Origin of the sequence: Mitsuaria sp. CC2 (assembly GCF_048957715.1) — a bacterium.
GTDB lineage: Bacteria > Pseudomonadota > Gammaproteobacteria > Burkholderiales > Burkholderiaceae_C > Roseateles.
Genome location: NZ_JARVXN010000033.1, coordinates 221,256 through 246,923 on the forward strand (window position 1 = coordinate 221,256; position 25,668 = coordinate 246,923).

The 25,668-nt window shown below is 68.4% G+C and carries 23 protein-coding genes; 11 read left to right on the plus strand and 12 right to left on the minus strand.

The genetic code is table 11. The features are described from left to right. Nucleotides 1-53: 53 nt before the first annotated feature. Both PV762_RS22520 and ettA read right to left on the minus strand, forming a co-directional pair. Nucleotides 54-653, minus strand: coding sequence for a Spy/CpxP family protein refolding chaperone (locus PV762_RS22520; RefSeq protein WP_421037202.1), 600 nt, complete (start codon nucleotides 651-653; stop codon nucleotides 54-56). A gap of 288 nt (nucleotides 654-941) precedes the next feature. Next, nucleotides 942-2,606, minus strand: a complete 1,665-nt coding sequence (gene ettA, locus PV762_RS22525; RefSeq protein ID WP_421037203.1) for an energy-dependent translational throttle protein EttA — start codon at nucleotides 2,604-2,606, stop codon at nucleotides 942-944. Between the two features lie 172 nt (nucleotides 2,607-2,778). Here ettA and PV762_RS22530 point away from each other — a divergent pair, with 172 nt between their 5' ends. Then, the gene (locus PV762_RS22530; RefSeq protein WP_421037204.1) at nucleotides 2,779-4,404 is read left to right on the plus strand and encodes an ABC transporter substrate-binding protein; all 1,626 of its coding nucleotides are present in this window, start codon (nucleotides 2,779-2,781) and stop codon (nucleotides 4,402-4,404) included. Nucleotide 4,405: 1 nt separating this feature from the next. Here PV762_RS22530 and PV762_RS22535 read toward each other — a convergent pair whose 3' ends face one another. Continuing rightward, nucleotides 4,406-5,113: a winged helix-turn-helix domain-containing protein gene (locus PV762_RS22535; protein ID WP_088408908.1), complete on the minus strand. Its 708-nt coding sequence runs from the start codon at nucleotides 5,111-5,113 to the stop codon at nucleotides 4,406-4,408. A gap of 346 nt (nucleotides 5,114-5,459) precedes the next feature. Between PV762_RS22535 and PV762_RS22540 the strand changes: the two genes are divergently transcribed. Continuing rightward, nucleotides 5,460-7,049 carry a DEAD/DEAH box helicase gene (locus tag PV762_RS22540; protein WP_421037206.1) on the plus strand — a complete coding sequence of 530 codons (1,590 nt, stop codon included), beginning with the start codon at nucleotides 5,460-5,462 and terminating at the stop codon, nucleotides 7,047-7,049. A gap of 132 nt (nucleotides 7,050-7,181) precedes the next feature. Continuing rightward, the gene (gene mnmC / locus PV762_RS22545; RefSeq protein ID WP_421037207.1) at nucleotides 7,182-9,128 is read left to right on the plus strand and encodes an FAD-dependent 5-carboxymethylaminomethyl-2-thiouridine(34) oxidoreductase MnmC; all 1,947 of its coding nucleotides are present in this window, start codon (nucleotides 7,182-7,184) and stop codon (nucleotides 9,126-9,128) included. A gap of 5 nt (nucleotides 9,129-9,133) precedes the next feature. Here the strand turns inward: mnmC and PV762_RS22550 are convergent, their stop codons facing one another. Both PV762_RS22550 and PV762_RS22555 read right to left on the minus strand, forming a co-directional pair. Continuing rightward, nucleotides 9,134-9,538 (minus strand): hypothetical protein, encoded by a 405-nt coding sequence (locus tag PV762_RS22550; protein WP_421037208.1) that lies wholly within the window; start codon nucleotides 9,536-9,538, stop codon nucleotides 9,134-9,136. A gap of 140 nt (nucleotides 9,539-9,678) precedes the next feature. Beyond that, nucleotides 9,679-10,059 (minus strand): putative quinol monooxygenase, encoded by a 381-nt coding sequence (locus PV762_RS22555; protein WP_421037209.1) that lies wholly within the window; start codon nucleotides 10,057-10,059, stop codon nucleotides 9,679-9,681. A gap of 186 nt (nucleotides 10,060-10,245) precedes the next feature. On the opposite strand from PV762_RS22555, the gene PV762_RS22560 reads away from it, so the two are divergent. Beyond that, nucleotides 10,246-11,796, plus strand: a complete 1,551-nt coding sequence (locus PV762_RS22560; RefSeq protein WP_421037210.1) for a methyl-accepting chemotaxis protein — start codon at nucleotides 10,246-10,248, stop codon at nucleotides 11,794-11,796. Between the two features lie 133 nt (nucleotides 11,797-11,929). Here the strand turns inward: PV762_RS22560 and rpiA are convergent, their stop codons facing one another. The 5 genes from rpiA to PV762_RS22585 all read right to left on the minus strand — a co-directional run bounded on the left by rpiA (nucleotide 11,930) and on the right by PV762_RS22585 (nucleotide 15,808). Then, nucleotides 11,930-12,589 (minus strand): ribose-5-phosphate isomerase RpiA, encoded by a 660-nt coding sequence (gene rpiA, locus PV762_RS22565; RefSeq protein WP_421037211.1) that lies wholly within the window; start codon nucleotides 12,587-12,589, stop codon nucleotides 11,930-11,932. Between the two features lie 74 nt (nucleotides 12,590-12,663). Next, the gene (locus tag PV762_RS22570) at nucleotides 12,664-13,137 is read right to left on the minus strand and encodes a DUF6152 family protein (protein ID WP_421037212.1); all 474 of its coding nucleotides are present in this window, start codon (nucleotides 13,135-13,137) and stop codon (nucleotides 12,664-12,666) included. Nucleotides 13,138-13,214: 77 nt separating this feature from the next. Further along, a complete protein-coding gene (locus PV762_RS22575; protein ID WP_421037213.1) occupies nucleotides 13,215-13,631 on the minus strand; it encodes a hypothetical protein in 417 nt (138 codons plus the stop codon). Between the two features lie 16 nt (nucleotides 13,632-13,647). Then, the gene (locus tag PV762_RS22580; RefSeq protein WP_421037214.1) at nucleotides 13,648-14,781 is read right to left on the minus strand and encodes a 3-deoxy-7-phosphoheptulonate synthase; all 1,134 of its coding nucleotides are present in this window, start codon (nucleotides 14,779-14,781) and stop codon (nucleotides 13,648-13,650) included. Between the two features lie 52 nt (nucleotides 14,782-14,833). Then, nucleotides 14,834-15,808 (minus strand): DMT family transporter, encoded by a 975-nt coding sequence (locus PV762_RS22585; protein WP_421037215.1) that lies wholly within the window; start codon nucleotides 15,806-15,808, stop codon nucleotides 14,834-14,836. 113 nt (nucleotides 15,809-15,921) lie between these two features. Here PV762_RS22585 and PV762_RS22590 point away from each other — a divergent pair, with 113 nt between their 5' ends. The 6 genes from PV762_RS22590 (at nucleotide 15,922) to PV762_RS22615 (ending at nucleotide 20,971) form a co-directional block, all read left to right on the plus strand. Next, nucleotides 15,922-16,872, plus strand: coding sequence for a LysR family transcriptional regulator (locus PV762_RS22590; protein ID WP_421037216.1), 951 nt, complete (start codon nucleotides 15,922-15,924; stop codon nucleotides 16,870-16,872). Between the two features lie 154 nt (nucleotides 16,873-17,026). Continuing rightward, nucleotides 17,027-18,067 carry a quinone-dependent dihydroorotate dehydrogenase gene (locus PV762_RS22595; RefSeq protein WP_421037217.1) on the plus strand — a complete coding sequence of 347 codons (1,041 nt, stop codon included), beginning with the start codon at nucleotides 17,027-17,029 and terminating at the stop codon, nucleotides 18,065-18,067. Between the two features lie 205 nt (nucleotides 18,068-18,272). Continuing rightward, nucleotides 18,273-18,566: an iron uptake protein gene (locus PV762_RS22600; RefSeq protein WP_421037218.1), complete on the plus strand. Its 294-nt coding sequence runs from the start codon at nucleotides 18,273-18,275 to the stop codon at nucleotides 18,564-18,566. A gap of 17 nt (nucleotides 18,567-18,583) precedes the next feature. Next, nucleotides 18,584-20,269, plus strand: a complete 1,686-nt coding sequence (locus tag PV762_RS22605) for a PepSY-associated TM helix domain-containing protein (RefSeq protein WP_421037219.1) — start codon at nucleotides 18,584-18,586, stop codon at nucleotides 20,267-20,269. Next, a complete protein-coding gene (locus PV762_RS22610; protein WP_421037220.1) occupies nucleotides 20,262-20,591 on the plus strand; it encodes a DUF3325 domain-containing protein in 330 nt (109 codons plus the stop codon). The genes PV762_RS22605 and PV762_RS22610 overlap by 8 nt, the downstream gene beginning before the upstream one ends. A gap of 116 nt (nucleotides 20,592-20,707) precedes the next feature. After that, entirely contained in the window at nucleotides 20,708-20,971 is a 264-nt protein-coding gene (locus PV762_RS22615) for a hypothetical protein (protein WP_421037221.1), read from the plus strand. A gap of 90 nt (nucleotides 20,972-21,061) precedes the next feature. Here the strand turns inward: PV762_RS22615 and PV762_RS22620 are convergent, their stop codons facing one another. Continuing rightward, nucleotides 21,062-21,559: an FxDxF family PEP-CTERM protein gene (locus PV762_RS22620; RefSeq protein WP_421037222.1), complete on the minus strand. Its 498-nt coding sequence runs from the start codon at nucleotides 21,557-21,559 to the stop codon at nucleotides 21,062-21,064. A 248-nt stretch (nucleotides 21,560-21,807) separates the two neighbouring features. Here PV762_RS22620 and PV762_RS22625 point away from each other — a divergent pair, with 248 nt between their 5' ends. Beyond that, nucleotides 21,808-23,226, plus strand: coding sequence for a hypothetical protein (locus PV762_RS22625; protein ID WP_421037223.1), 1,419 nt, complete (start codon nucleotides 21,808-21,810; stop codon nucleotides 23,224-23,226). On the opposite strand, the gene parC is transcribed toward PV762_RS22625, so the two are convergent. Then, nucleotides 23,213-25,603, minus strand: coding sequence for a DNA topoisomerase IV subunit A (parC, locus tag PV762_RS22630; protein ID WP_421037224.1), 2,391 nt, complete (start codon nucleotides 25,601-25,603; stop codon nucleotides 23,213-23,215). The genes PV762_RS22625 and parC overlap by 14 nt on opposite strands. Between the last annotated feature and the right edge of the window lie 65 nt (nucleotides 25,604-25,668).

A 25,668-nucleotide genomic window follows, 5' to 3' on the forward strand; every position in this document is an offset into this window, starting at 1 on the left:
GGCCGCGCGCCGCGGACTCATCGAAAGACTGAAGCATAGCCGGCCTCGTGCGTTCAGCGGTCGGTGAAAGGCTGGGGAACCGGGTTGGCCTCGTTGGCGCCGCGGCGTTCCTTGGCGCGCTCGGCGCGGTCCTTCATGCGCTCCTTCATCTTCTCGCGCTGCTGGGTCTTCAGCTGGGCGATCTTGGCGCGCTGCTCGGGGGTCAGGACGCGAGACGCATCGATCATCGCCAGCGTGATGCGCTTGGACTCGACGTCATGTGCGGCGTGCATCTGCTGGCGCACCTGCTCGACGGCGTTGGCGTCCACGGTCGGCGCGGTGAACAGGGCCTGCATACGGTCGTGCAGCTGGCGCTCGGTGTCGCGCTGCGACTTCAGATCGTTGCGCGCGGCTTCGAAGATCTGCTTGATCTGCGTCTGCTGCGCGTCGGTGACGCCGGCGTCCTTCAACAGCTTGCCGTGCAGGCCGCCCATGGGACCCATGGGGCCGAAGCCGGGACCGCCGAAGTCTGGACCGCCGCGGTGCATGCCGTGCGGCGGCGGGGGCGGCGGCGCGTCGGCGGGGGCTGGCTGGGCGTGGGCGGCCAGGGCGGCGACGCTCATCGTCGCGGCCAGGGCCAGCATCTTCAGGGGGCGGGAGAAGCTCTTGACCATCTCGGAATCTCCAAATCGTTCTGGGGTGAGGAAATGGTCGGCGGCGCGCGTCAATTGGCCGTGGGCGTCCCGTAAAGATTCGTGAAATGAATCGACCCCAATGAAAAACGCCCGCGGCGCCTCTTGAAATCGAGACATCGCGGGCGCTTGAGTGCGCACAGGATCCTGTGGCTGATGCGGCTCCGATTCGGGATGCAGCGCTAGGCGCAAACCGGAGCCATAGCCCAGCTATGGCGAGGATTTGCAACGACGCGGTGCGCCCGAATCGGGGCTGCAGCGGCCGCAGGATCAGGTGATGGGCTTGAAGCGGACGCGCTTGGGACGTGCGCCTTCTTCGCCGAGGCGCTTCTTCTTGTCGGCTTCGTACTCGTGGAAGTTGCCGTCGAAGAAGAACCACTGCGAATCGCCTTCGCAGGCCAGGATGTGGGTGCAGATGCGGTCCAGGAACCAGCGATCGTGGGAGATCACCATGGCGGAGCCGGCGAACTCCAGCAGCGCCTCTTCCAGCGCGCGCAGGGTTTCAACGTCCAGGTCGTTCGACGGTTCGTCGAGCATCAGCACGTTGCCGCCCTGTGCCAGGGTCTTGGCCAGGTGCAGACGGCCGCGTTCACCGCCGGACAGCTGACCGACCATCTTCTGCTGGTCGTTGCCCTTGAAGTTGAAGCGGCCGATGTAGGCGCGCGACGGCATCACGAACTTGCCGACGATGATGTTGTCCAGACCGCCGGAGACGTCTTCCCACACCGTCTTGTTGGCGTCCAGGCTCTGGCGGCTCTGGTCGACGAAGGCCAGCTTGGCCGTCTTGCCGATCTTCACCGTGCCGCTGTCCGGCGTCTCGACGCCCTGGATCATGCGGAACAGCGTCGACTTGCCGGCGCCGTTCGGGCCGATGATGCCGACGATCGCGCCGGCAGGGACCTTGAACGACAGGTTGTCGATCAGCACGCGGTCGCCGAAGGACTTGGTCACGCCTTCGAACTCGATCACTTCATTGCCCAGTCGTTCGGCCACGGGGATGAAGATCTCGTTGGTCTCGTTGCGCTTCTGGTAGTCGACGTCGCTCAGTTCCTCGAAGCGGGCCAGACGCGCCTTGCTCTTGGCCTGGCGGCCCTTCGCGTTCGAGCGCACCCACTTCAATTCTTCCTTCATCGCCTTGGCGCGGGCGTCCTCGGTCTTCTGTTCCTGCTCCAGGCGGCGTTCCTTCTGGTCCAGCCAGTCGGAATAGTTGCCCTTCCAGGGAATGCCGTGGCCGCGGTCCAGTTCCAGGATCCACTCGGCGGCGTTGTCCAGGAAGTAGCGATCGTGGGTGATGGCCACCACGGTGCCGGGGAACCGCTGCAGGAACTGCTCCAGCCACTCCACCGATTCGGCGTCCAAGTGGTTGGTCGGTTCATCAAGCAGCAGCATGTCGGGCTTGGACAGCAGCAGGCGGCACAGCGCGACGCGGCGCTTCTCGCCGCCGGACAGCACACCGATGTTGGCGTCCCACGGCGGCAGGTTCAGCGCGTCGGCGGCCAGCTCCAGCTGCAGGTCGGTGTTCTCGGAACCGGCGGCGGCGATGATCGCTTCCAGCTCGCCCTGCTCGGCGGCCAGCGCGTCGAAGTCGGCGCCCTCTTCCGCATAGGCGGCATAGACCTCGTCCAGGCGCTTCTTGGCGGCCAGCACGCCGCCGATGCCTTCCTCGACCGCCTCACGCACGGTCTGGTCCGGGTTCAGCTGCGGCTCCTGCTCCAGGTAGCCGATCTTGATGCCGGGCATCGGGATCGCCTCGCCCTCGATCTCCTTGTCGACGCCGGCCATGATCTTCAGCAGCGTGGACTTGCCCGAGCCGTTCAGGCCCAGCACGCCGATCTTGGCGCCGGGGAAGAAGGACAGCGAGACGTTCTTGAGGATGTGGCGCTTCGGAGGAACCGTCTTGTTGACGCGGTTCATCGAAAAGACGTATTGAGCCATGGCGATGGTTCTTCAGCGTTTCGTGGGTTGACCTGGGGGCCGTTCGGCGTGCGCCGGGCCCTGCGTGGGCGGCGGGGCGTCCGGGCAATAGTCGTGCATTGTCGCAGCTTCCGCCGGTGCCCATAAACTCGACGGCCCTTCCCCGTTCCCTCAGAGCTCAGAGATGACCACCATGCTGTTCCGTTCCATCTCGCGCACCGCCTCCGTTCGTTCGCGCACAGTCGGCGCCCTGGCCGCACTCCCGCTCACGATGGCCCTCATCGTGGGCAGTGCGCACGCGCAGACGCTGCGCTGGGCCAGCCAGGGCGACATGCAGACGGCCGACCCGCATTCGCAGAACGAGATCGTCACCAACGCGATGAACGGCCAGGTCTACGAGCGCCTGGTCTCCCGCGATCGCAACCTGAACCTGGTGCCGGGTCTTGCCACGGAGTGGACGCAGCTCAAGCCGACGCTGTGGCGGCTGAAGCTGCGTCAGGGCGTGAAGTTCCATGACGGCACGCCGTTCACGGCGGACGACGTGGTCTTCTCGATCAACCGGGCGAAGGATCCGTATTCGCAGATCAGCGTCTACGCGCAGGCCGTGGGCACGCCGAAGAAGATCGACGACTTCACGGTCGAGTTCCAGCTCGACAAGGTCAATCCGATCTTCCTGCAGCACCTGGACACGCTGTTCATCATGAGCCGCAAGTGGTGCGAGCAGCACAACGTGGTCAAGCCGCAGAACTTCAAGGACAAGCAGGAGACCTACGCCGCCACGCATTCGAACGGCACCGGGCCGTACGCGATGGTGGCCCGCGAGCCCGGCATCCGCACGACGTTCAAGCGCAATCCCGCCTGGTGGGGCCAGTTCGACGGCAACGTGCAGGACGCCGTGTACACGCCGATCGCCAACGACGCCACGCGCCTGGCGGCGCTGGTGTCGGGCGAGATCGACTTCGTGCTCGACCCGTCGCCGCGCGACATCCCCAGGCTGAAGCAGACGCCGCAGGTGAAGGTCCAGGAGGGCCCGGAGAACCGCCTCGTGTTCATCGGCATGGACCAGTCGCGCGACAAGCTGCTGTACGGCAAGGTGCCCGGCGACAAGAACCCGTTCAAGGACCTGCGCGTGCGCCAGGCGCTGTACCAGGCGATCGACATCAACACGATGCGCACCAAGCTGATGAACGGCCTGAGCACGCCCACCGGCGGGCTGACGCCCTCGCCGCTGGGCGCATTCAACGATCCGCAGCTGGAGACGCGCCTGCCCTTCGACCTGGCCGCGGCGCGCAAACTGATGGCCGACGCCGGGTATGCCAACGGCTTCGAGGTGACGCTGGACTGCACCAACAACCGCTACATCAACGACGAACGCATCTGCCTGGCGCTGGCGTCCATGTGGGCGCAGCTGAAGGTGAAGGTCAGCGTCAACGCGCAGCCGCGCGTGCTGATGTTCCCCAAGCTGGAGAAGCTGGACACCAGCCTCTACCTCTACGGCTGGGGCGGCAGCATCACCGACGCGGAAGTCGCGATGACGCCGCTGATGCGCAACCGCGGCGAGAAATCGGTCGGACAGTACAACTTCGGCAACTGGCGCGATGACAAGTTCGATCAGCTCGCCGCGGCCTCCAGCGAAGAAGCCGATCCGAAGAAGCGCGAAGCACTGATCAAGTCCGCGTTGCGCGAGTTCCGTGCGCAGACGCATGTGATCCCCCTGCACCGCCAGATGATCCCGTGGGCGACCCGCACCAACGTGACGGTGATCCACCGCCCCGACAACTGGTTCGAACTGCGCTGGGCGTCCGTCGCGGCAAAGTGATTCAGCGCAACGGCGGATCGAACAGATAACCGATGCCGCGCACGGTGCGGATCAACGGCGAACTCGGATCGTCGTTGAGCTTCTGTCTCAGCCTCGAAACCATCAGGTCGACCGACCGCTCCAAGGCCGTGACGCCGTCGCCGCGCGCCAGGTGCAGCAGCTCCTGACGCTGCAGCACGCTGTGAGGACGCTCCAGGAATGCACGCAGGAGCTTGTATTCGCTCTGCGAGAGCACCACGCAGAACCCGCCCGGCCCCGACAGCCGGCGCGTCATCGGTTCCAGCTTGAACCGACCGAACATCAGCACCTCCGCCGCATCGCCCTCCCGGGGCCGCAACAGCGCCTTGATGCGGGCCTGCAGTTCCCGCGGTTCCCCGTCTTTCGCGAGCACTGCATCCGCCCCGCGCTCCAGCGCCAGCACGCGTTCCAGCGTGCTGTCGTGCTGCAGCAGCACGATCACCGGCATGCGCGAGCGCTGCCTGAGCCGCGTCAACGCGCCCCAACCGGCCTCGCGGGCGTCGCTCGGATCGATGAGGGCGAGGTCCACGGGCAGCAGCGGGACGCGGTCCAGCAGGGCCGCCTCGCTGCTGTCGGTGACGCGGAAGCCCCAGGCCCGCATCAGGCCGGCGAATCGCAGGCGCGCATGCGGGTCGGGGTCCAGCAGCAGCAGATGGGTGCCGGCGGCGGGATCGGGAAACAGGGCGCTCATGACGATGGGACAAGTGGACACATTGGCGCAAGACTATGCCGCCGCAATCCCGTTTGAATGCCGATCAGGACGGGCCTCACCGCCCTTTTTACCCGCGGTTTACCGCACTGAAACACGGCTGCGGACACCGACACGATTGCCTGAGTGAGGGATGTCACCACCGAACCGACCGCTCCCCGGTGGCGCAGACCCCGTCAGCTACAATGCTTCATCGCCGCGGCTCAGTCTTGCCGCGGCTTTATCTTTTGAGCTCACGCTCTCCCACGGCAGCCGAAGACTGGCGCCAGGCCCTCACCGGGTCGGCGTGCTGCACACAAAGCCCGTTCGGGCACCAACAAAGCAGCTTATGAGTTTTGACGCATTGGGGCTCTCCCAGCCCCTGCTCCGCGCGATCGCCGATGCCGGCTACTCGACCCCCACCCCCATCCAGAGCCAGGCGATCCCCGCCGTGCTCACCGGCGGCGACCTGCTGGCCGGCGCCCAGACCGGCACCGGCAAGACCGCCGGCTTCACCCTCCCCCTGCTGGAGCGTCTGTCCGCCGGCAAGCCCGTGCGTGACGCCAAGGGCCGTCCCGCCATCCGCGCGCTGGTGCTGACGCCGACCCGCGAGCTCGCCGCCCAGGTCGAGGAAAGCGTGCGCACCTACGGCAAGTACCTGCCGCTGACCAGCATGGTGATGTTCGGCGGCGTCGGCATGAACCCGCAGATCAGCCAGCTGCGCAAGGGCGTGGACATCCTGGTGGCGACGCCGGGCCGTCTGCTGGACCACGCGCAGCAAGGCACGCTGGACCTGTCCAAGGTCGAGATCCTGGTGCTGGACGAAGCGGACCGCATGCTCGACATGGGCTTCATCCACGACATCAAGAAGGTGCTGGCGATGCTGCCGGCCAAGAAGCAGAGCCTGCTGTTCTCGGCGACCTTCAGCGACGAGATCAAGGCGCTGGCCGACCGCCTGCTGGACAAGCCGGGCCTGATCGAGGTCGCCCGCCGCAATGCGACGGCCGACACGATCGCGCAGCGCATCCATCCGGTCGACCGCGACAAGAAGAAGGAACTGCTGGCCCATCTGATCACGAAGAACGACTGGCACCAGGTGCTGGTGTTCACGCGGATGAAACATGGCGCGAACCGCCTGGCCGAGTACCTGGACAAGTCGGGCATCACCGCAATGGCGATCCACGGCAACAAGAGCCAGGGCGCCCGCACGAAGGCGCTGTCCGAGTTCAAGAGCGGCGACCTGAAGGTGCTGGTCGCGACCGATATCGCCGCGCGCGGCATCGACATCGACCAGCTGCCGCACGTCATCAACTACGAGCTGCCCAACGTCGCCGAAGACTACGTGCACCGCATCGGCCGCACCGGCCGCGCGGGTGCGCAGGGCGAGGCACTGTCGCTGGTCTGCGTCGACGAGGAAGGTTTCCTGCGCGAGATCCAGAAGCTGATCAAGCGCGAGATCCCGCGCGAAGTCGTGCCGGGCTTCGAGCCGGATCCGAACGCCAAGGCCGAGCCGATCGTGCTGGGCCGCATGGTGTTGAACGGCGGCCTGGGCAAGTCGTCGGGCTCGCCGCGTCCGGCCGGCGGCGGTGGCGGCGGTGGCCGTCGCGGTGGTGGTGGTGGTGGTGGCCGCTCGCAAGGTCAAGGCGGTCGTCCGCAAGGCGGCGGCCAGGGCCAGGGTCGTCCGGCGCAGGGCGCCCAAGGCGGCGGTCAGAGATCTGGCGGTCAATCGCAAGGTCAATCGCAAGGGCAAGGCGGTCAGCGCCAGGGCCAAGGCCAAGGCGGCCAGGGTCAGGGACAAGGTCAGCGTCAGGCGCAAGGCCAGGGCCCAGGCGGTCAACGCCAGGGTCAAGGTCAAGGCCAGGGTCAGGGCAGCCGTCACGGCAGCCAGGGCAACCGTCCGGCCGGCGCGGCGCTGACGCGTCCGAAGTCGAACTCCTGATCCCGCACTCCTGATCACGGGCTCTCCGTGATGCAACGGCGCCTTCCCAGGCGCCGTTGTCGTTTCTGCACCCGGATGCGCCGACGTTGCACAGCTCACGTTGGGCATACTCCCGGCCATTCCTCCGCTCCCATGAAGACTGCGCCTATCCTTCCGGCCCACGTCGACTTCTCCGGTGCCATCCCGAGCGCGCCGGACTTCGGCGACACGTACCACGCCCCGTCCGGGGCGTTCGCACAGGCGCGGCAGGTCTTCCTCGGCGGCAATGGCCTGCCGGACCGGTGGGCGGGGCGACGGCGCTTCGTCGTCCTCGAAACGGGATTCGGGCTGGGCAACAACTTCCTCGCCACCTGGGCCGCTTGGCGCGACGATCCGGCACGCTGCGGACGGCTGGTCTTCCTCAGCATCGAGAAGCATCCGCTGACGCGACCCGATCTCGAACGCGCGCACGCGGCCACGTCGGAGCCGGCGCTTGCGCGGCAACTGCTCGACGCTTGGCCGGCGCTCACGCCCAACCTGCACACGCTGGAATTCGAGGGCGGCCGCGTCCGATTGATGCTGGCATTCGGCGACGCGCATGAATGGATGCCGGAGCTGGTGGCCTCGGTGGACGCGTTCTTCCTCGACGGCTTTGCGCCGGCGAAGAACCCCGAACTGTGGGACGAGGCCGTTCTCAAGCAGGTGGGGCGGCTGGCCGCGCCGGGCGCCACCGCAGCAACCTGGAGCGTCGCCCGGAGCGTGCGGGACGGCTTGGCCGCGGCAGGTTTCGAGGTCGAGAAACGGCCCGGGATCGGCGGCAAATGGCAGAACACGGTGGCGCGTTTTGCGCCTCGCCATCGGCCGCCCGTGCCGCCGGGCCGCTCCGCCATCGCGCCGGACGCCGAGGACGTGCTGATCATCGGCGCCGGCCTGGCCGGCGCGGCCTGCGCGCGCGTGCTGGCAAGGGAAGGCCTGAGGATCACGGTCCTCGAAGGCGGCGCGACGACCGCGCACCAAGCCTCGGGTAACCCGGGCGGGCTGTTCCACGGCACGCTGCACGCGGAAGACGGCCCGCATGCCCGCTTCAGCCGCGCCGCGGCGCAGGCGACCGAGCGCGAACTGCGTCGCATCGCGCCTGCCCTGCCCTGGCTGCAATGGGGATTGCTGCGTGTCGAGCGGGATGCCGGAGCGTTGACGCAGATGCAGGCGCTGCTGGCCCGGAGCGGCCTGCCCGCCGACTATGTCGAGGCCCTGAGCGCCGAAGCGGCAAGCGCGAAGGCGGGTCTCGCATTGTGCCAACCCGCGTGGTTCTTCCCGGGTGGCGGAGCGGTCTCGCCGCCGGCACTCGTGAACGCATGGCTCGCCGAAGCGGCCAAAGGGGCCGGAGTGGGCGGCTTCCAGCTGCACTTGAACACGCCCGTCGCACGCCTGCATCGTGACGATGCGAGCGGTCGCTGGTCGGCGCTGAATGCCGCCGGCGACACCATGGCGACGGCGGACGCCGTCGTGCTCTGCGGCGGCATCGGAAGCGGGTCGCTGGCATCGGACTGGATGGCCGGCGCGCCATGGCCGACGGCGGCACAACGCGGGCAGTTGAGCGTCGCGCCGCAAGACCTGGCCCCGGCGCCGTTGGCGATGCCTGTGGCGGGTCTTGGCTATGCGCTCAGCCTCCCCGACGGAGAGATGTGCTTCGGCGCGAGCACCCACAGCGGCGACATGGATCCCGCACTTCGTGCATCGGACCACTCGGAGAACATCGGTCGGCTCCGCGCCCTGCTGCCGTCGGCCGCGATCCCTGAGGACCTGCCGCTTGCGGGTCGTGTGGGCTGGCGCAGTCTCGTGCCGGACCGGCTGCCGATCGTGGGCGCCCTGCCCGCCAGCGTGCCGGAACGGCGCGCCGAGCAGGCCCGCTTCTGGCCGCGTCAGCCCGGACTGATGGTGGTGGGTGCCCTCGCCTCGCGCGGGATCACATGGGCGACCTTGTGCGCCGAGCTCGCCGCCGCGCAATTGACCGGTGCACCGTGGCCGATGGAAGCAAGCCTCGCGGAGGTTCTCGATCCGGCCCGTTTCGCAGCCAAGGCGCACCGGGCCACGATGTAGATCGCCTAATCGCGCTGCACGTCCTCCGCCGTGTCGGCCACCGGCGCCAATGCCAGGGCATCCCGACCGCGCGGAGAAAGCTGGAGCATCGGCGCCATGGCCGTCACGACGGTCGCCGCCGCCACGATCGTCGTCAACGCGATGCCGACGCCCCACTTCAGCAAGTTGGTGAACGCCTGATGCATTTCCGACCGCAGGCTGCCGATCTCAGCCCGCACCGCGCCGATCTCGTGCTTGAGTTCGCCGCGGATGGCGCCCGCCTCCTGCTGCACCTGCTCTCGCGTGGCCAGGGTCGGCAGCACCACATCCAGCCGCGTCTTCAGCATCTGCACCTGCAAAGCCAGTTCAGCGTTGCTGCCCATCGCACTGGCGCGCTGCCCTTCTTCATTGACTTGCATGAACTTCTCCATCGCAATGACCGGCGCCTTCGCCCGTCCAAGGCAATCACTCTGCCACTGCGCGAGAGATCCGCAATTCCACTTCCGGGGGAAACGATGGGGGATTCGATCCCCCTTTTCGCGGCGTCAAACCCGCTCGTCATTTCGTGGGGTCAGGCCTTGACGGCATCCACCGGTTTGCCGTCGGCCGCGATGCGCAAGACGTAGCTCGTCACTTCCCGTGACACCAGCATCGGGATGATGGTGCCGAAGCCCAGACGCTGGAAGTGCTCGGAGGCTCGGTGCTCGTCCAGCCCGCTGGCATCGGTGTACTGCTCAAGGATCACGTAGCGGTCCGGATCCTGCGGCGAGCGGTAGAACGCGTAGGCGAGGTTCTTCGGCTCGCGACGGGTCGCTTCGGTCAACTCGATCAGCAGCGCGCCGACCTGGTCGCCCAGGCCCGGCTTCACATGGTAATGCGCGATCACTTGCAGGAAGCTGCCGCCGACGAGGGTCGGAGCGGTCGGGGACGTCGAATCGGACTTGGCGGACATGGCGTACACCGGCAATGGCCGGCAGTCGTGACGGATGGCGCATTGTCTGGCGCCCATCCGTCGAACCGTTTAAGTTTCTTCACGTACCCGTCGATATGGTGCGAAGGCGGCATCAAGGTCGCTGAGCGTCCGCCTGGGCGCAGGCCAACCGATTCAAGCGGATTCAATATTCCGGGGGACATTTTCATGATTCATCTCGTGGCAGGCCGATCGATCGGCCAGCGGCTCGGCGTGGTGCTGGGTCTGGTGCTGCTGATCGCCTTCGTGGGTTCGGGCCTGAGCTACCTGGCCCTGGGCCGCGTGGCCGCCGAGACCGACGTGATGCTCAACCAGGACCTGGCCGCCGAGCGTGTCGCCTCCGACTGGTACCGCAACATCACCAACGGCGTGAACCGCACCAGCGCGATCGCCGTCAGCGCGGATCCCAGCCTGGCGCAGTTCTTCGCGGCCACCTCGGCCGAATCGACCAAGCAGTCGGGCGAGTTGCAGAAGCAGCTCGACGGCTACATGGTCACGCCGGAGGAACGCAAGATGTTCGAGACGCTCAGCGAAGCCCGCAAAGGTTACCTGAGCACGCGCGACGCGGTCGCCGCGGCCAAGAAGGCCGGTGACGCCGAGAAGTCGCGCGAGGTCTTCGACCGCGAGTTCCAGCCGGCCGCGGCCAAGTTCCAGGAAGCGATCCAGGCCATCGTGCAGCACAAGCGTTCGCTGCTGGACGAGGCGGCCAAGCAGGTCGACGCCACGAACGGCCGGGCGCGGACCGCGCTGCTGGTGTTCTCGCTGGTCGCGCTGGGACTCGGCGCATGGTTCGCGGTGTCGCTGACGCGCTCGATCACCGGCCCGCTGCGCGACGCCGCCGAGGTGGCCGACGCCATCGCCCATTTCGACCTGACGCAACGCGTGCCGCAGGGCGGTCGCGACGAGACCGGCCAGCTGCTCGGTTCGCTGGGCGGCATGCAGTCGCAACTGTTGAAGCTGATCGTCGACGTGCGCGGCTCGGCCGAGAGCATCGGCACCGCCAGCGCGGAGATCGCCACCGGCAACCACGACCTGAGCGCGCGTACCGAGCAGACCGCCTCGAACCTGCAGGAAGTCGCCGCGTCGATGACGCAGCTGACCGGCACCGTGCGACAGACGGCGGATTCGGCGATGACGGCCAACCAGCTGTCGAGCTCCGCCGCCGAGACCGCGCAGCGCGGCGGCTCCGTGATGGGCCAGGTGGTCAGCACGATGGGTGACATCAGCGCCAGCTCGCGCCGCATCTCCGACATCATCGGCACCATCGACGGTATCGCGTTCCAGACCAACATCCTGGCGCTGAACGCGGCCGTGGAAGCGGCACGCGCCGGTGAGCAGGGTCGCGGTTTCGCGGTGGTCGCGAGCGAGGTGCGCTCGCTGGCGCAACGCAGCGCCGAGGCGGCCAAGGAGATCAAGACGCTGATCGGCGCCAGCGTCGAGCGCGTCGAATCGGGCTCGCGTCTGGTGGAAGATGCCGGCGGCGCGATGACCGAGATCGTGGCCAGCGTGCAGCGCGTGGCCGACATCATCGGCGAGATCAGTGCCGCGTCGCGCGAGCAGAGCGACGGCATCAATCAGGTCAACGCGGCCATCGGCCAACTGGACCAGATGACGCAGCAGAACGCGGCCCTGGTCGAGGAATCGGCCGCCGCGGCCGAAAGCCTCAAGGAACAATCGCAGCGACTGGCCAGCGCGATTTCGGTGTTCCGACTGCGCTGAGCGCTCGCGAAGCAGAGAGTGAATCGGGGCCCCGCGGGGCCCCGATGTCATTCTTGCGGCGATCGGGCGTCCAGACCTGAATCCACAGGTCGTGGCGAAGAACCCATGATCTGGGGATTCACCGACCCGACCGTCAGAACGTCATCGTCTTCACGCCCTGCGTCGTGCCCAGCAGGCACACGCCGGCCTTGTTGCGGGCGAAGACGCCCACGGTGACCACGCCGGGCCACTGGGTGACCTCGGCCTCGAACGCGGCGGGATCGGTGATCTTCAGGCGCTTGACGTCGAGGATCTGGCAGCTGTTGTCCGTCACGCAGTCCTTGCGCAGCACCGGATCCCCGCCCATCGCGCGGAAACGGCGCGCGATCTGCGCGGCGGCCATCGGGATCACCTCGACCGGCAGCGGGAATCCGCCCAGCACGTCGACCAGCTTGCTCTCGTCGGCGATGCAGACGAAAGTCTTCGCCAGGTCGGCGACGATCTTCTCGCGCGTCAGCGCGGCGCCGCCGCCCTTGATCATGTGGCCCTGACGGTCGATCTCGTCGGCGCCGTCGATGTAGACCTGCAGCGACTCGACCTCCGACGCGTCCAGCACCGGGATGCCCAGCGCCTTCATGCGCTCCGTGCTGCGCACCGAGCTCGACACCGCACCCGAGATGCGGATCGCGCTCGCGGCCAGGGCGTCGATGAACTTGTCCACCGTCGATCCGGTGCCCACGCCCACCACCGTGTCCGGCGTCACGTACTGCAATGCGGCCTGGCCGACCAGGGTCTTCAATTCGTCTTGGGTCATGGGAGGAGCGAGCGACGGCTCGTCGTAGATGGCGAGGGAGGAAAGGCGGGATTATCTCCGCCGCTCAAGGACGCTCATGCCGGCGACGACCGCAGCCCGTACACCTTGCCGCCGACGAACAGGTACTCCGCCCGCAGCACGGCCGCGCCCTGCTCGCCCGGCGCGGCGAAGCCGATCACCGACACCTCGGTGCCAGGTCTGATCTCCTCGACTTTCCAGGCCTCCAGCCGCGTCAGCGGCGCGAGTTCCACCTCCCAGCGCCGGTCGCGCCGAGTGGGCAACTGCGTCTTCGCGAGCAGCGCGTCGCCGTCGACGGCGGTCGTCTGCTTCGGCAGCGGCCGCTGCTTCAGATCGGCCGGCAGCACGAGCCGCTCCGGCACCTCCAGATCCAGCTCCGCATGCGGATTGCGCCAGGTGACCTTGGCCGCGCGGCCCTCGAGGTACAGCGGGCGGTCCTGGTCGAAGCCGCTCCACCCGTGGTGGGCGCGGACAGTGGCGGGCATGAGGGGCGCGGCCGCGAGCGCGGCCAGCAACAGACGACGTTCCATCGGAGCCTCCTGGAAGGAAGAGAAGGAAGAGAAGGAAGTGAAGGACGCGCCGGCGGGCGGGATGTCAGACGAGCGCGTCAGACGAACGCGATCCAGCGCCCGCAGATGATGACAGCGACCCAAATCCCCAACGACAGCAGGCATTGCCAGCGCCCGAGACGGTCCTGCGCACGGACGCCGCCGCGCCAGTGGAACCACGCCGCGTTCAGGCCCGCCAGCGCGATCAGCGCGACCTTGATCCGCAGCGCCGGATTGACCCAGAGCTCCTGCGGCTGGATCGCGAACATCGCCGCGCCCGACACCGCGCACAACGCGAAGCCCGCGAGCGCCGTGGGAATCGCCAGCCGCGCCAGCGACGTTGGATCGAGCTCGCGCCGCACGCCCAGCGTCCTCAGTTCAAAGACGAGCAGTCCGCCGAACAGAGCGCCGAGTCCGATCAGGTGCACGACCGAGAACGCCGGGTAAGCCCACGGATGGGCCACCAGCGTTGTCATCGTGCTCCACATGCGGTCAGGTCTCGCGACGCTCGCGTCGTTGACGCACCGCGGCGGCCAGCGAGCGCATCAGCGGCTCGGTCTGGCTCCAGCCCAGGCAGGCGTCGGTGATCGACACGCCGGGCAGCAGGTCCGCCTTCGTCTGGCCCGTCTGCAGGTCCTGACGCCCCGGCTGCAGATGCGACTCGACCATCACGCCGGTGATGCGCTCGTCGCCGCCGGCGATCTGCGCGCCGACGGCGTGGCCGACATCGATCTGGCGCTCGTACTTCTTCGACGAATTTGCATGCGAGAAGTCGATCATCAGCTGCTCGCGCAGCCCCGCCCCCTTCAGCACCTCGGCCGCCGCCTGCACCGAGGCCGCGTCGTAGTTCGGTGCCTTGCCGCCGCGCAGGATCAGGTGGCAGTCGTCGTTGCCGCGGGTCTCGAAGATCGCGGCCAGGCCCATCTTCGTCATGCCCATGAAGGCGTGGCTCGCGCGCGCCGCCAGCACCGCGTCGGCGGCGATCTTCACCGAGCCGTCCGTGCCGTTCTTGAAGCCCACCGGGCAGGACAGGCCCGACGCCAGCTGGCGGTGGCTCTGGCTTTCCGTGGTGCGCGCGCCGATGGCGCCCCAGGCGATCAGGTCGGAGATGTACTGCGGCGACAGCAGGTCCAGGAACTCGGTGCCCGCGGGCAGGCCCAGCGCCGTCACGTCCAGCAGCAGCTGGCGCGCAAGCCGCAGGCCTTCGTTCATGTGGAAGCTGCCGTCCAGGTGCGGGTCGTTGATGTAGCCCTTCCAGCCCACCGTCGTGCGCGGCTTCTCGAAGTACACGCGCATGACGATCAGCAGGTCCTGCTGGAGCTCGCCGCGCAGGTCCTTGAGCAGCCGGGCGTAGTCCATCGCCTGGCCGTGGTCGTGGATGGAGCACGGGCCGACGATGCACAGCAGCCGGTCGTCGCGGCCGTGCAGCACGTCGCTGATCTCGCGGCGCGCGGTCTCGACGACCTTCAGCGAGGCCTCCGGCAGCGGCAGCTCGTCGAGCAGCAGCGCCGGCGAGATCAGCGGGCGGACCGCGTCGATGCGGGTGTCGTCGGTGCGGGTGTCGTCGCGGGTGGAATCGGCGGAACCGATCTCGCGATCGTGCTGCGGGTGGTCGAGGTGCTTCATGGCGGCGGCGGTGCGCCCTTTCGGGCGCCGAAACGCGGAATGGAACCGTCGATTATCCGCTCGCCCGGGACATCGAGGCGAGCCCCACCGAGGCGGCCGACACGACGAAGCCCGCCAGCGCCAGCGCGCCGAAGTGCTCGCCGAGCAGGCCCATGCCCATCAGCGCCGACACGCCGGGGATCAGGTAGAAAAGCTTGGCCACCGCGCCCGCCTGGCCGCGCCGGATCATCACGAACATCAGGCTGAACGCGCCGATCGAATTCACCAGGCCCAGCCAGAGCGTCGCGCCGAGGAGCTCCACGCTCCAGTCCGGCGCGCCGGGCTCGCGCCAGAGCGCCAGAGCCAGCACGGCGAGGGCGGAGACCGTCATCTGGATGCCGCTGCCGGTGCGCAGGTCCATGCCGGCGCAGAAGCGCTTCTGGTACAGCGTGCCGGCGACCAGACCGGTCAGGCCGAGCAGACCCGCGCCGTAGGCCATCCAGGCGCCGCCGCCCAGGGGTCGGTCGACGATCACCAGCGCCACGCCGGCCGCGCCGCCGAGCATGCCCAGCCACTGCGCGACGCTCATGCGCTCGGCCAGCCACAGGTGGGCGCCCATGGCGGTGGCCAGCGGCATCATCCCGATCAGCAGCGCGGCCACGCCGGTCGGCAGGCCCCAGGCGATCGCGCAGTAGACGCCGGAGAAGTGCAGCACCTGCATCAGCAGGCCGACGACGCCGAGGTGCATCCAGGCCCGTGCGGTCTTGGGCCACGGCGCGCCGGTCGCCGCCGACACCGCGAGCAGCACGACCGCCGCGAGCCCGAAGCGCAGCGCCAGCAGCGTGAACGGGCCCGCGTGCGGCAGGGCGATCTTGCCGGCGACGTAGCCGGTGCTCCACAGGAGGATGAAGAGCGCCGGCAGGCTCAGCGCGACGAACGCACCGAGACGGTCCGCCCGCGCGGCCGCTGGCGGCGCAGGCGGCAGGGTTGATGCGGACGATGCCGGCGGCCGATGCAGGGAAGCAGTCGTCAGAGTCGAGGTCGTCATGGCGAACTCCCAGTGAACAGCGATGGATGAACTCTAGAAATTGAATGCCTTGGACACAATCCACTGTCGAATCGTTTTAGAGTTTCCAGATCGAGAACAATCGGAGAATCCCCATGGGACGCCTGGAAGACTTGCAAGCTTTCGCCCGCGTCGTGGACGCACGCAGCTTCTCGGGCGCGGCCAAACTGCTGGGCGCGACCAAGTCGGCGGTCAGCAAGCAGGTTGCGCGACTGGAACAGCAGCTCGGCACGCGGCTGCTGCACCGGACCACGCGCAGCATCAGCCCCACTGCAGAAGGCCGCAGCGTGTACGAGCGCGCCCAGCGGCTGATCGAGGAGGCGCAGGCGCTCGACGCGGAGCTCGCCGGCCAGCGCGAACAGCCGCGCGGCGTGTTGCGGCTCAGCACCTCCACCGCCTTCGGCAACCTGCAGTTCACCGCGCTGATGGCGGAGTTCTGCGCGACGCATCCGCAGCTGCAGGTGGTGCTCGGGCTCAACGATCGCTACGTCGACCTGGCCGAGGAAGGCTTCGACGTCGTGATGCGGCTGACGGGACGCCCCAGTCCCGGGCTCGTCGCGCGCAAGCTGGCCGACATCCGCTTCGTGCTGTGCGCCTCGCCGGCCTACCTCGCGGCCCATGGCACGCCGACGGCGGTCGCGGACCTGGCCGACCACCGCTGCCTGCGCTTCGGCTACCTGCACGCGCCGGAGCGCTGGCGCTTCCGGCATCCCGCCGAGGGGGACACGGACGTCGAGATCTCCGGCGCCCTGCGCTTCGAGAGCGGGCTCACCGCCAACAGCAGCGAGTCGCTGCGCGTGGCGGCGCTGGCGGGCATGGGGCTGGCGGTCCTGCCGACCTACGCGATCGGCCGCGACCTGCGCGAAGGCCGCCTGACCGCCCTGCTCCCGCACTGGACGCCGCTGGGCGGACCGGCCGAGGCCAACGTGCTCTACGCGGTCTACCTGCCGAGCCGCTTCCCCAGCCCGAAGGTGCGGGCGCTGATCGATTTCTGTGTCGAACGGTTCGGTGAGGTGCCGCCGTGGGATCGCCCGGAACCGGCCTGACACGCGCGACGGCCGCGTTGGCGGCGCATCTGCCGCGGCACTCCTCTGGGCCCCGGCCCGTTCGGGCCACGGAGAGTCCCCCATCACCGTTCGCACGCCAGGCGTATGGGCGGCAGGGACGGTTCCGGGCGCGATGAGACAATCCGCCCCCATCATGGCTCTCATCCCCTACGGCTTCGCCCGTCCCTTCCTGTTCGGTCTGGATCCCGAACACGCGCACGAACTGACCCTGGGCAGCATCGCCCGTCTGCAGAACACCCCCGCCCAGTGCGCCTGGGCGCAGACCCGGGTGTCGGATCCGGTGACCGTTGCCGGACTGCGCTTCCCCAACCGCATCGGCCTGGCCGCCGGCCTCGACAAGAACGGCCGCTGCATCGACGGCCTCGGCGCGATGGGCTTCGGCTTCATCGAGGTCGGCACCGTCACGCCGAAGGCGCAACCCGGCAACGACAAGCCGCGCATGTTCCGCCTGCCCGCGAAACAGGCCCTGATCAACCGCCTGGGCTTCAACAACGAGGGGCTGGACGCGTTCATCGCCAACGTCAAGCGCTCGCACAGCTTCCGCCACCACGGCGGGCTGCTCGGCCTGAACATCGGCAAGAACGCCGCGACGCCGATCGAGCGCGCCGTCGACGACTACCTGATCGGCCTGGAAGGCGTGTTCCCGCACGCCGACTACATCACCGTCAACATCTCCAGCCCCAACACCAAGAACCTGCGCCAGCTGCAGAGCGACGAGGCGCTGGATGCGCTGCTCGGTCCGCTGCAGGCGCGCCGCCTGTCGCTGCAGGACGAGAGCGGACGCCAGGTGCCGCTGTTCGTGAAGATCGCGCCCGACCTCGAAGAGGATCAGGTCGCCGTCATCGCGGCCAGCCTCAAGCGTCACGGCATCGACGGCGTCATCGCGACCAACACGACGATCTCCCGAGACGCTGTGCAGGGCCTGCCGCACGCGGCAGAAGCCGGCGGTCTGTCGGGCGCGCCCGTGTTCGAGGCCAGCAACCGCGTGATCCGCCTGCTGCGCTCGGCGCTGGGCAGCGGCTATCCGATCGTCGGCGTGGGCGGCGTGCTCAGCGGCGAGGACGCGCGCGCCAAGCTGCAGGCCGGCGCGGACCTGGTCCAGCTCTACACCGGCCTCATTTACAAGGGTCCGGCGCTGGTGCCCGAGTGCGCGAAAGCGATGGCGCGGCTCTGACCGCCCGGCGGACGGGCTTCTTCCCTCCCTCGTCGGAAAGCGCTCCTCCTGGAGCGCTTTTTCGTTGGTGCGCTCAGCAAAGACCTGTTGGACGGACGTGGAACTTCATTCGGTCGTGCAGTTGACAAGACGATAATGCCTCGCATTCACATTGCCCGGTCCCTGCCCGCCCATGATTGATACCGCTCCCAGCCCCGCTCACAGGTTGAGCCGATCGCTGCCGCTGGCACTCCTGTCGCGCATCGCCGCGGCGATCCTCGGCGGTTATGCGTTCTGCTGGGGCTTCATCGCGATCGCGCACAGCGGGATGTACGCGCTGGGCATGCCTTTCCACGATGCCGAACACCTCAGCGCCATCCTGGGTCTGCTGCTCTTCCTCGTGCTGTTCCTGTGGACCTTCGCCACGCGCCGGCTGGGGGTGATGTGGGCGGTGCTGCTGGTCGGCGGCGGCGTCATGACCGGAGCCGCCGCGCTGATCCAGCGCGCGCTGCTCGCCTGACGCTAAAGGAGCGGACCGTGTTCCAGAATTTCCGGCTCTCGATGGCCTGGCTGCACACCTGGTTCGGCCTGGTGCTGGGCTTCGTGCTGGTGGTCGTGTTCTTCTTCGGTTCGCTGTCGGTCTTCGACCGCGAGATCGACCGCTGGGCGATCCCGTCCTCGCGCTTCGACCCGCAGCCGATGCCCTCCTTCGACCAGATCCTCAAACCCGCGTTCGAGAAGATGCAGCCGGCCAAGGAAGCCGTCGCACTGCTCGAGGGTCGCGTCAACGGTCCGCTCCCGGCGCGCTTCGACGACGTCAGCAGCTGGGGCGCGTACACGACGCACCGCGACCCGGTGGTGTCGGTGTTCGCCGGCTTCAAGGTCCCGAACGCGAAGGATCCGGATGAAACGGTGTTCGCGGTCCATGCGCTCGATCCGCGCAACGGCGCGGTGCTGCCGCAGGGGCAATTGCGCATCGGCAGCGAGTTCTTCTATCCGCTGCATTACAGCCTGCATCTCACCTGGAAGGACCTGGGCTACTGGATCGTCGGTTTCTCGGCACTCATGATGCTCGCGGCGCTGGTCAGCGGGGTGGTGATGCACCGCAAGATCTTCCGCGAGTTCTTCACCTTCCGCCGCAACAAGACCGTGCAGCGCAGCGCGCTGGACCTGCACAACCTGACCGGCGTCGTGGCGCTGCCCTTCCACTTCTTCTTCGCCTTCACGGGGCTGGTGATCTTCGCCGGCATCTACTTCCCGGTCGCGCACACGCAGTTGCATGACCTGCACGACCTGCACGAGCGGGTGGAGGCGCAGGAGACCGGCCTGCCGCACGAACGTGCCGGCGTTGCCGCGCCGCTGGCGTCGGTGGACGCGATGGTGGCCGAGGCGCAGCGGCGCTGGGCCGTCAAGGGCATGGCCGGCGACGTGGGCTTCGTCAACCTGCAGCACGTCGGCGACGCCAACGCCTATGTGAGCGTGTATCGCGCCGGCACCGACCGCGTCGCGCTGACCGGCGAAGGCATCCACTTCAAGGCGACCACCGGCGAACTGCTGCGCGAGGATCCGCCGCGCACCGCCGTCGACAGCGTCAACGAGTTCCTCACCGGGCTGCACCTGCAGCACTTCCGGCACTGGCTGCTCCGCTGGCTCTACGTGCTGGGCGGGCTGCTGGGCTGCGTCTGCATCGCGACCGGCTTCCTGTTCTTCGTCGAGAAGCGCAAGCAGCAGCACGCCAAGGCGGGCGGCCAGGGCAGCCGCGTCGTCGACGCGCTGGCGGTGACGACGGTCACCGGCATGCTGGTCGCGACGATGGCGATGCTGATCGCCAACCGGCTGCTGCCGGAGTCGCTCGCCGACAAGGGCCAGTGGGAACGCAACGTCTTCTGGGGAGCCTGGGCGCTGGCGATGGTGCACGCCTTCGTCCGTGGCGGCGCGGTCGCGCAGGCGAAGATGAATCCGGCCTGGCGCGAACAATGCTGGGTGATCGCCGGCGGCGCGGCCTCCGCGGTGGTCGCGAACGCGCTCACGACGGGCGACCACCTCGTCAAGACGCTGTCGACCGGGTATTGGCCGGTGGCCGGGGTGGACTTGAGCCTGATCGCGACAGCGGCCGTCGCGCTTTTCGCCGCCGGGAAGCTGACTCAACGGGCCAGGCGAACGGTGTCGGCGGAGCCTGCTTCGCCGTCCGCGCTCAAGACCGCAGGCGTCCGTCATGGCTGAGCCCGTCGTACTGCTGAGCGCCGCCGCCGTGAACGCCGTGCTGGGCTTCGGCTGGCTGGCCCTGGCCATGGACACCCACTGGGAGCAGGTCTACGGCGAAGCGGCGCCCAAGGCGTCGACGGCCCGGAATCTGCGCGTGGCCGGCGCGCTGGCGCTGGCACTGTCGCTCGGACTGTGCCTGCGGGCAGATCACCCGTCGATGGCGGCGCTGGTCTGGCTGATGCTGCTCGCGGGCGCGGCGGCGACCATCGCGGCGACGCTGTCGTGGCGACCGCGCTGGCTGAGGCCGCTGTGGCCGGGATCCCCGGGCGCCGCAGGCTGACATCCGCCTGAGATCCGCCTGAGATCCGCCTGAGATCCACCGTCATCCGGCGGACGAGCCACGACGAACCGTGTCCGCCAAGGCCGGACAACGGGGCCCTTCACCGGAGAGGCCTCATGTACACGTTCGCTTCCGACCTGCTCCATCGTGCGAGCGCGACGTCCGGATTCATGGGCTCGACCGTGCCGGATCTCGCCCGGCAACTGGCGGAGGCGGCCGACTCGCTGCTCTTCCTGATGGCCGTCATCTCGCGCGTGGATGGCGCATGGGAGGATGGCCCCAGGTCGCGGATCCACGGGCTGGTCGACCGCTTGTCCGGCAGCTCGAGCCTGCGCCTGCGCATTCCCCCGGATGCCTCCGACGAGGGGCCGCCGCCATGACGAGCACCCCGGCCAGGCCAGGGTAGGCGTCGAGGCGACGATGCAGACGGGCCACCTTGCGGCGAGCCCGTGCCGGTGCCCGTTCCCGGCTCAGCTCAGGCGACGGCGCGCCAGGAAGCCGATCCCGGCGATGCCGGCCAGCATCAGCGCATAGGTGGCGGGTTCCGGCACGACGGCCGCGGCGGTGACGTTGAGCGTCGTCGACAGCACCGCGATGCCGCCGAAGCCGGGGCCGCTCAGCGTGCCGCTGGCCAGCAGCTGGTACGTGCCCGCGGCCAGGTTGGCGTAGTGGAAGCCGGAGGCGCTCGCATCCAGGTCGGTCAGGCCGTTCAGGCCCGCGAAGCTGAAGCTCACCGACTGCAGCGGCAAGGTCTGCCCGTTGCCGAAGCCCACGGTGGTCGCGGCCAGCACCGAGCCGGTCACATCCGACGCCTGCGTCAACGTGAACGAACCGAGCACGATGTCGGCGAAGCTGCTGCCTGCCGGCGTCGAGGTGGTGGTCACCGCCACCGCGTCCAGGGTCGTGGCGCCCGCGGCGCCGGCGATCAGTGCGGCGCCCAGCGCCAGCACGAGAGATTTCAGTTTCATGCCCATCCCGTCCATCGAGTTGATTCGTGACGGAGTTTGCACCGCAGCATTCGTATCAGTCCTGTGCGAACTGGCGACTTTTGTTGCGGTGCGTCACCGGCTTGTCGCTGCCGCAGGGGACGGGGGCCAGGTTTTGTCCCCTCCCTTGTCCCTCTCGGTCAAGCACCGGGCACGCCGCTTGGAGCGGCACGCTGAACACCGGACGCGTCCGGTGGCACACACGAGCATCCTTCTCCTGCGCGCCTCCCATGCCCTTCGACCAGATCCTTGATCAATGCGCCGCGCTTCGTCGCGTGCTGACGTCGCATCCATCAGAAACCGTTCGCCGTCTGCCCGAGGGCGCCGCGACCTGCATTGAAGAACTGCCCGGCGGCCAGCGGCTGTTCTTTGTCCGCGACCAGGGCGCCATGCAACGACTTGCCAGGAATCCGGCGCTCGATCGCGGCAACGGCGTCCATCTCCTGCGCTCGATCTTCGGACCCGGCACCTTGTTCCTGATGCCTCATGGCAAGCCGCATTCACGCCGTGGCGGGGAGGCCACGCGGCTTTTGAGGCAAGTGCAGATCGATGCCCTGACTCCCGAGATCGCAGCCCGGGCCTGCAAGGCGGTGGAGGAAGTGGGCCGGGTCGTCGCCGGCGCCCCGGAGGCGCCCGTGGACATGCACGATGTCATCCTGCGCTACCTCTTCGATGTCGGCGCGCGCGCCATCACGGGTGTCGACGTGGATCTCCGCTCGGAAGTGGCGGTGTTCCGACGCGGCGTGGACGCGCTGCATCGGGAAGCCACTTCAATGGCCAAGACCGCGCTGGCCGCCAACCTTCCCTGGACCGCTGCCTGGATGGGGAAGGAGGCCCGACGGGCGGCCCTGGAGTTCCATGAGGCCGGCAGAAGGATGCTGGTGGCCGGAGCCGCCCGCCACGGACTGGAGGACACCCTCGCGCTGCGCGCGCTCAAACGGCATGGGATCGACCCCGCCGGTGTCGGGGAATCGACCGTTTTCCCGAAGGAGGCCTTGATCGACGCGGCGATGAACCTCGCCGCCTCGCTGTTCACCACGGCCAACCTCATTGAGCGGACGCTCGATCATTTCCAGCGACATCCGGACGAGCTGCGCGCCCTGCGCCAGATGATCGATGCAGACTTTCCAACCGGGGCAGCGGGCGTGTCCCAACTGCTCCTGTGTCCGACCCTGGCGACGTTGATCCCGGTCATGCTCGCCCATAGCCCGGTGGGCATCGTGTCCCGGGACGTCGTCGATGCGACGACCTTCACCGAGGGCGACGAAGACGGCGCGGGTACGCGCCACCAGCTGCGTCGTGGGGACGCCGTGATCTTCGACGTCGAAGGCATGCAGGCGCAGCAGGTCGACGGCCTGCGCCGACAGCTCGGCGAGGACGGGCGTCCGGCACTGGAAGTGCTCAACCAGCGCCACGACGACGTCATGAAAGTCTTTTTCCTTGGCCGGAACCGGTGTCCCGGGCGCTTCCTCGCCGTCGCCGATTCGGCGCTGTTCCTGATCGACCTGTTGTCGAAGTTCGACTGCCAATCCGTCGAACGGTCTCGTCCTCTGGAGCGTGGCATCGTCAACCGTCTGGGCGGCAGCCCGCTGATGAGGCTGACGCCGGTGCCGCCGGGGGAGGCACCGGCGGCGGTCAGCCCGCCGTGACGCGCATCGGCTTGGTCATCACGTCGCAGGCCTTGCCCTTCTTGGCGCGCTTGCCGGCGTAGGCAGCCAGGGCCGCGTTGCGCAGCGGTTCCTCCTTGGCCTTGCCGCCGCGGACAGTGCCGCTGACCATCAGCAGGTTCGTGAACGCCGCGATGCTCACCAGCGCGTCCTTCGCGTCCAGGTCGATCAGGGTCAGGCCGCGACCGCCCTTGGGCTGGTGCTTGAGCTCGTCGATCGCGAAGGTCAGCAGGCGGCCGGCCATCGTCAGGCAGGCGACCTGCACGGCGCCCGCCTCTCCCTTCGCCGCAGCCGCTCCGGCCGGCACCACCGACGGCGGCAGCGGACGTTCCTCGCCTTCCAGGCTCAGGAAGCTCTTGCCCGCCTTCTGGCGGCCGACCAGGTCGCCGACCTCGGCCACCAGGCCGAAGCCGCCGGTGCCGGCCAGCAGCAGCTTCTGCGTCGCCGCGGCGGCGTAGTAATGCGCGATCTGGGTGCCGGACTCCAGCTCGATCAGCGTGGTGATCGGCTGGCCGTCGCCGCGGCCGCCCGGCAGCGCCGAGACCGGCACCGAGTACGCCCGGCCATTGGTGCCCAGCACCACCAGCGGATCGACGCTGCGGCACGGGAACACGCCGTACAGCGAATCGCCCGACTTGAAGGCCAGCGCCGCCGGATCCACCTCATGGCCCTTGAGTGCGCGCACCCAGCCCTTCAGGCTGACGACCACCGTCACCGGCTCGTCGACGATGCGCACCTCGGCCACCGCCCGCTTGTCTTCCTTGATCTCGGTGCGGCGGTCGTCGCCGTACTGCTTGGCGTCGGCCTCGATCTCCTTGACCACCGTGCGGCGCAGCACCGACGGGCTGGACAGGATCTCCTCGAGCTTGCCGGCTTCCTCGCGCAGGGTCTTGAGCTCCTGCTCGATCTTGATGAACTCCAGCCGCGCCAGCTGACGCAGCCGGATCTCGAGGATGTCCTCGGCCTGGCGCTCGCTCAGCTTGAAGCGCTCGATCAGCGCGGGCTTCGGTTCATCCGAATGGCGGATGAGCGCGATGACCTCGTCGATGTGGAGCAGGATCTCGTGGCGGCCTTCCAGGATGTGGATGCGGTCGCGGACCTTGTCCAGTCGATGCTGCGTGCGCCGCGTCACCGTGTTCAGCCGGAAGCCGATCCACTCGGTCAGGATCTTGCGCAGGTTCTTCTGCGTCGGCCGGCCGTCGTCGCCGACCATGGTCATGTTCAGCGGCGCCGTCGTCTCCAGGCTCGTCTGCGCCAGCAGCGTGTTGATGAAGTCCTGCTGGTCGACCGTGCGGCTCTTGGGCTCGAAGACCAGGCGCACCGGCGCGTCCTTGTTGGACTCGTCGCGGGCCTTGTCCAGCACCGCCAGCATCGCGCCCTTGAGCTGCAGCTGCTCCGGCGTCACCGTCTTCTTGCCGGTCTTGACCTTGGGGTTGGTCAGTTCCTCGATCTCTTCCAGCACCTTGGCCGTGCTGACGCCCTGCGGCAGCTCGGTCACCACCAGCTGCCACTGGCCGCGGGCCAGGTCCTCGATCTTCCAGCGCGCGCGCACCTTCAGGCTGCCCCGACCGCTGCTGTAGGCCGCGCGGATCTCGTCCGCCGAGCTGATCAGCTGGCCGCCGCCCGGATAGTCCGGACCCTTGATCACGCCGAAGAGCTCGTCGTCGCTCGCATCCGGGCGCTTGAGCAGCAGCACGGCCGCCTCGGCGACCTCGCGCAGGTTGTGGCTGGGGATCTCGGTGGCCATGCCCACCGCGATGCCGGAGGCACCGTTCAGCAGCACGAAGGGCAGCCGCGCGGGCAGCTCGCGCGGCTCGTTCTCGGAGCCGTCGTAGTTGGGCTGGAAGTCGACCGTGCCCATGTCGAGCTCGTCCAGCAGCAGACGCGAATACAGCGACAGCCGCGCTTCCGTGTACCGCATCGCGGCGGCGTTGTCGCCGTCGCGGCTGCCGAAGTTGCCCTGGCCGTCGACCAGCGGGTAACGCTGGCTGAAGTCCTGCGCCATGCGCACCATCGCGTCGTACGCGGCCTGGTCGCCGTGCGGGTGGTACTTGCCGAGCACCTCGCCGACCACGCGGGCGCTCTTGACCGCCTTGGCGCCCGTCGCGCCGGTGAAGCCCAGGCCGAGCCGCTCCATCGTGAACAGGATGCGCCGCTGCACCGGCTTCTGGCCGTCGCTGTAGGAGGGCAGCGCCCGGCCCTTCACGACCGACAGCGCGTACTCCAGGTAGGCCTGCTGCGCGTACTGCGCCAGCGTCAGTGCGTCGCCCGACGGGGCCTGCCCGCCCGGGCCGCCAGGTCCGTTCGGCGGTCCGTTCGGGTTCTCGAAATCAAAGGTCTCTTGGGTCATCTCTCTCATGCCGGCCTGCGCCGGTCGTACGAATCTTCTTGCGAATGTCTTGGGGAACGTTCCTGGGAACGCTC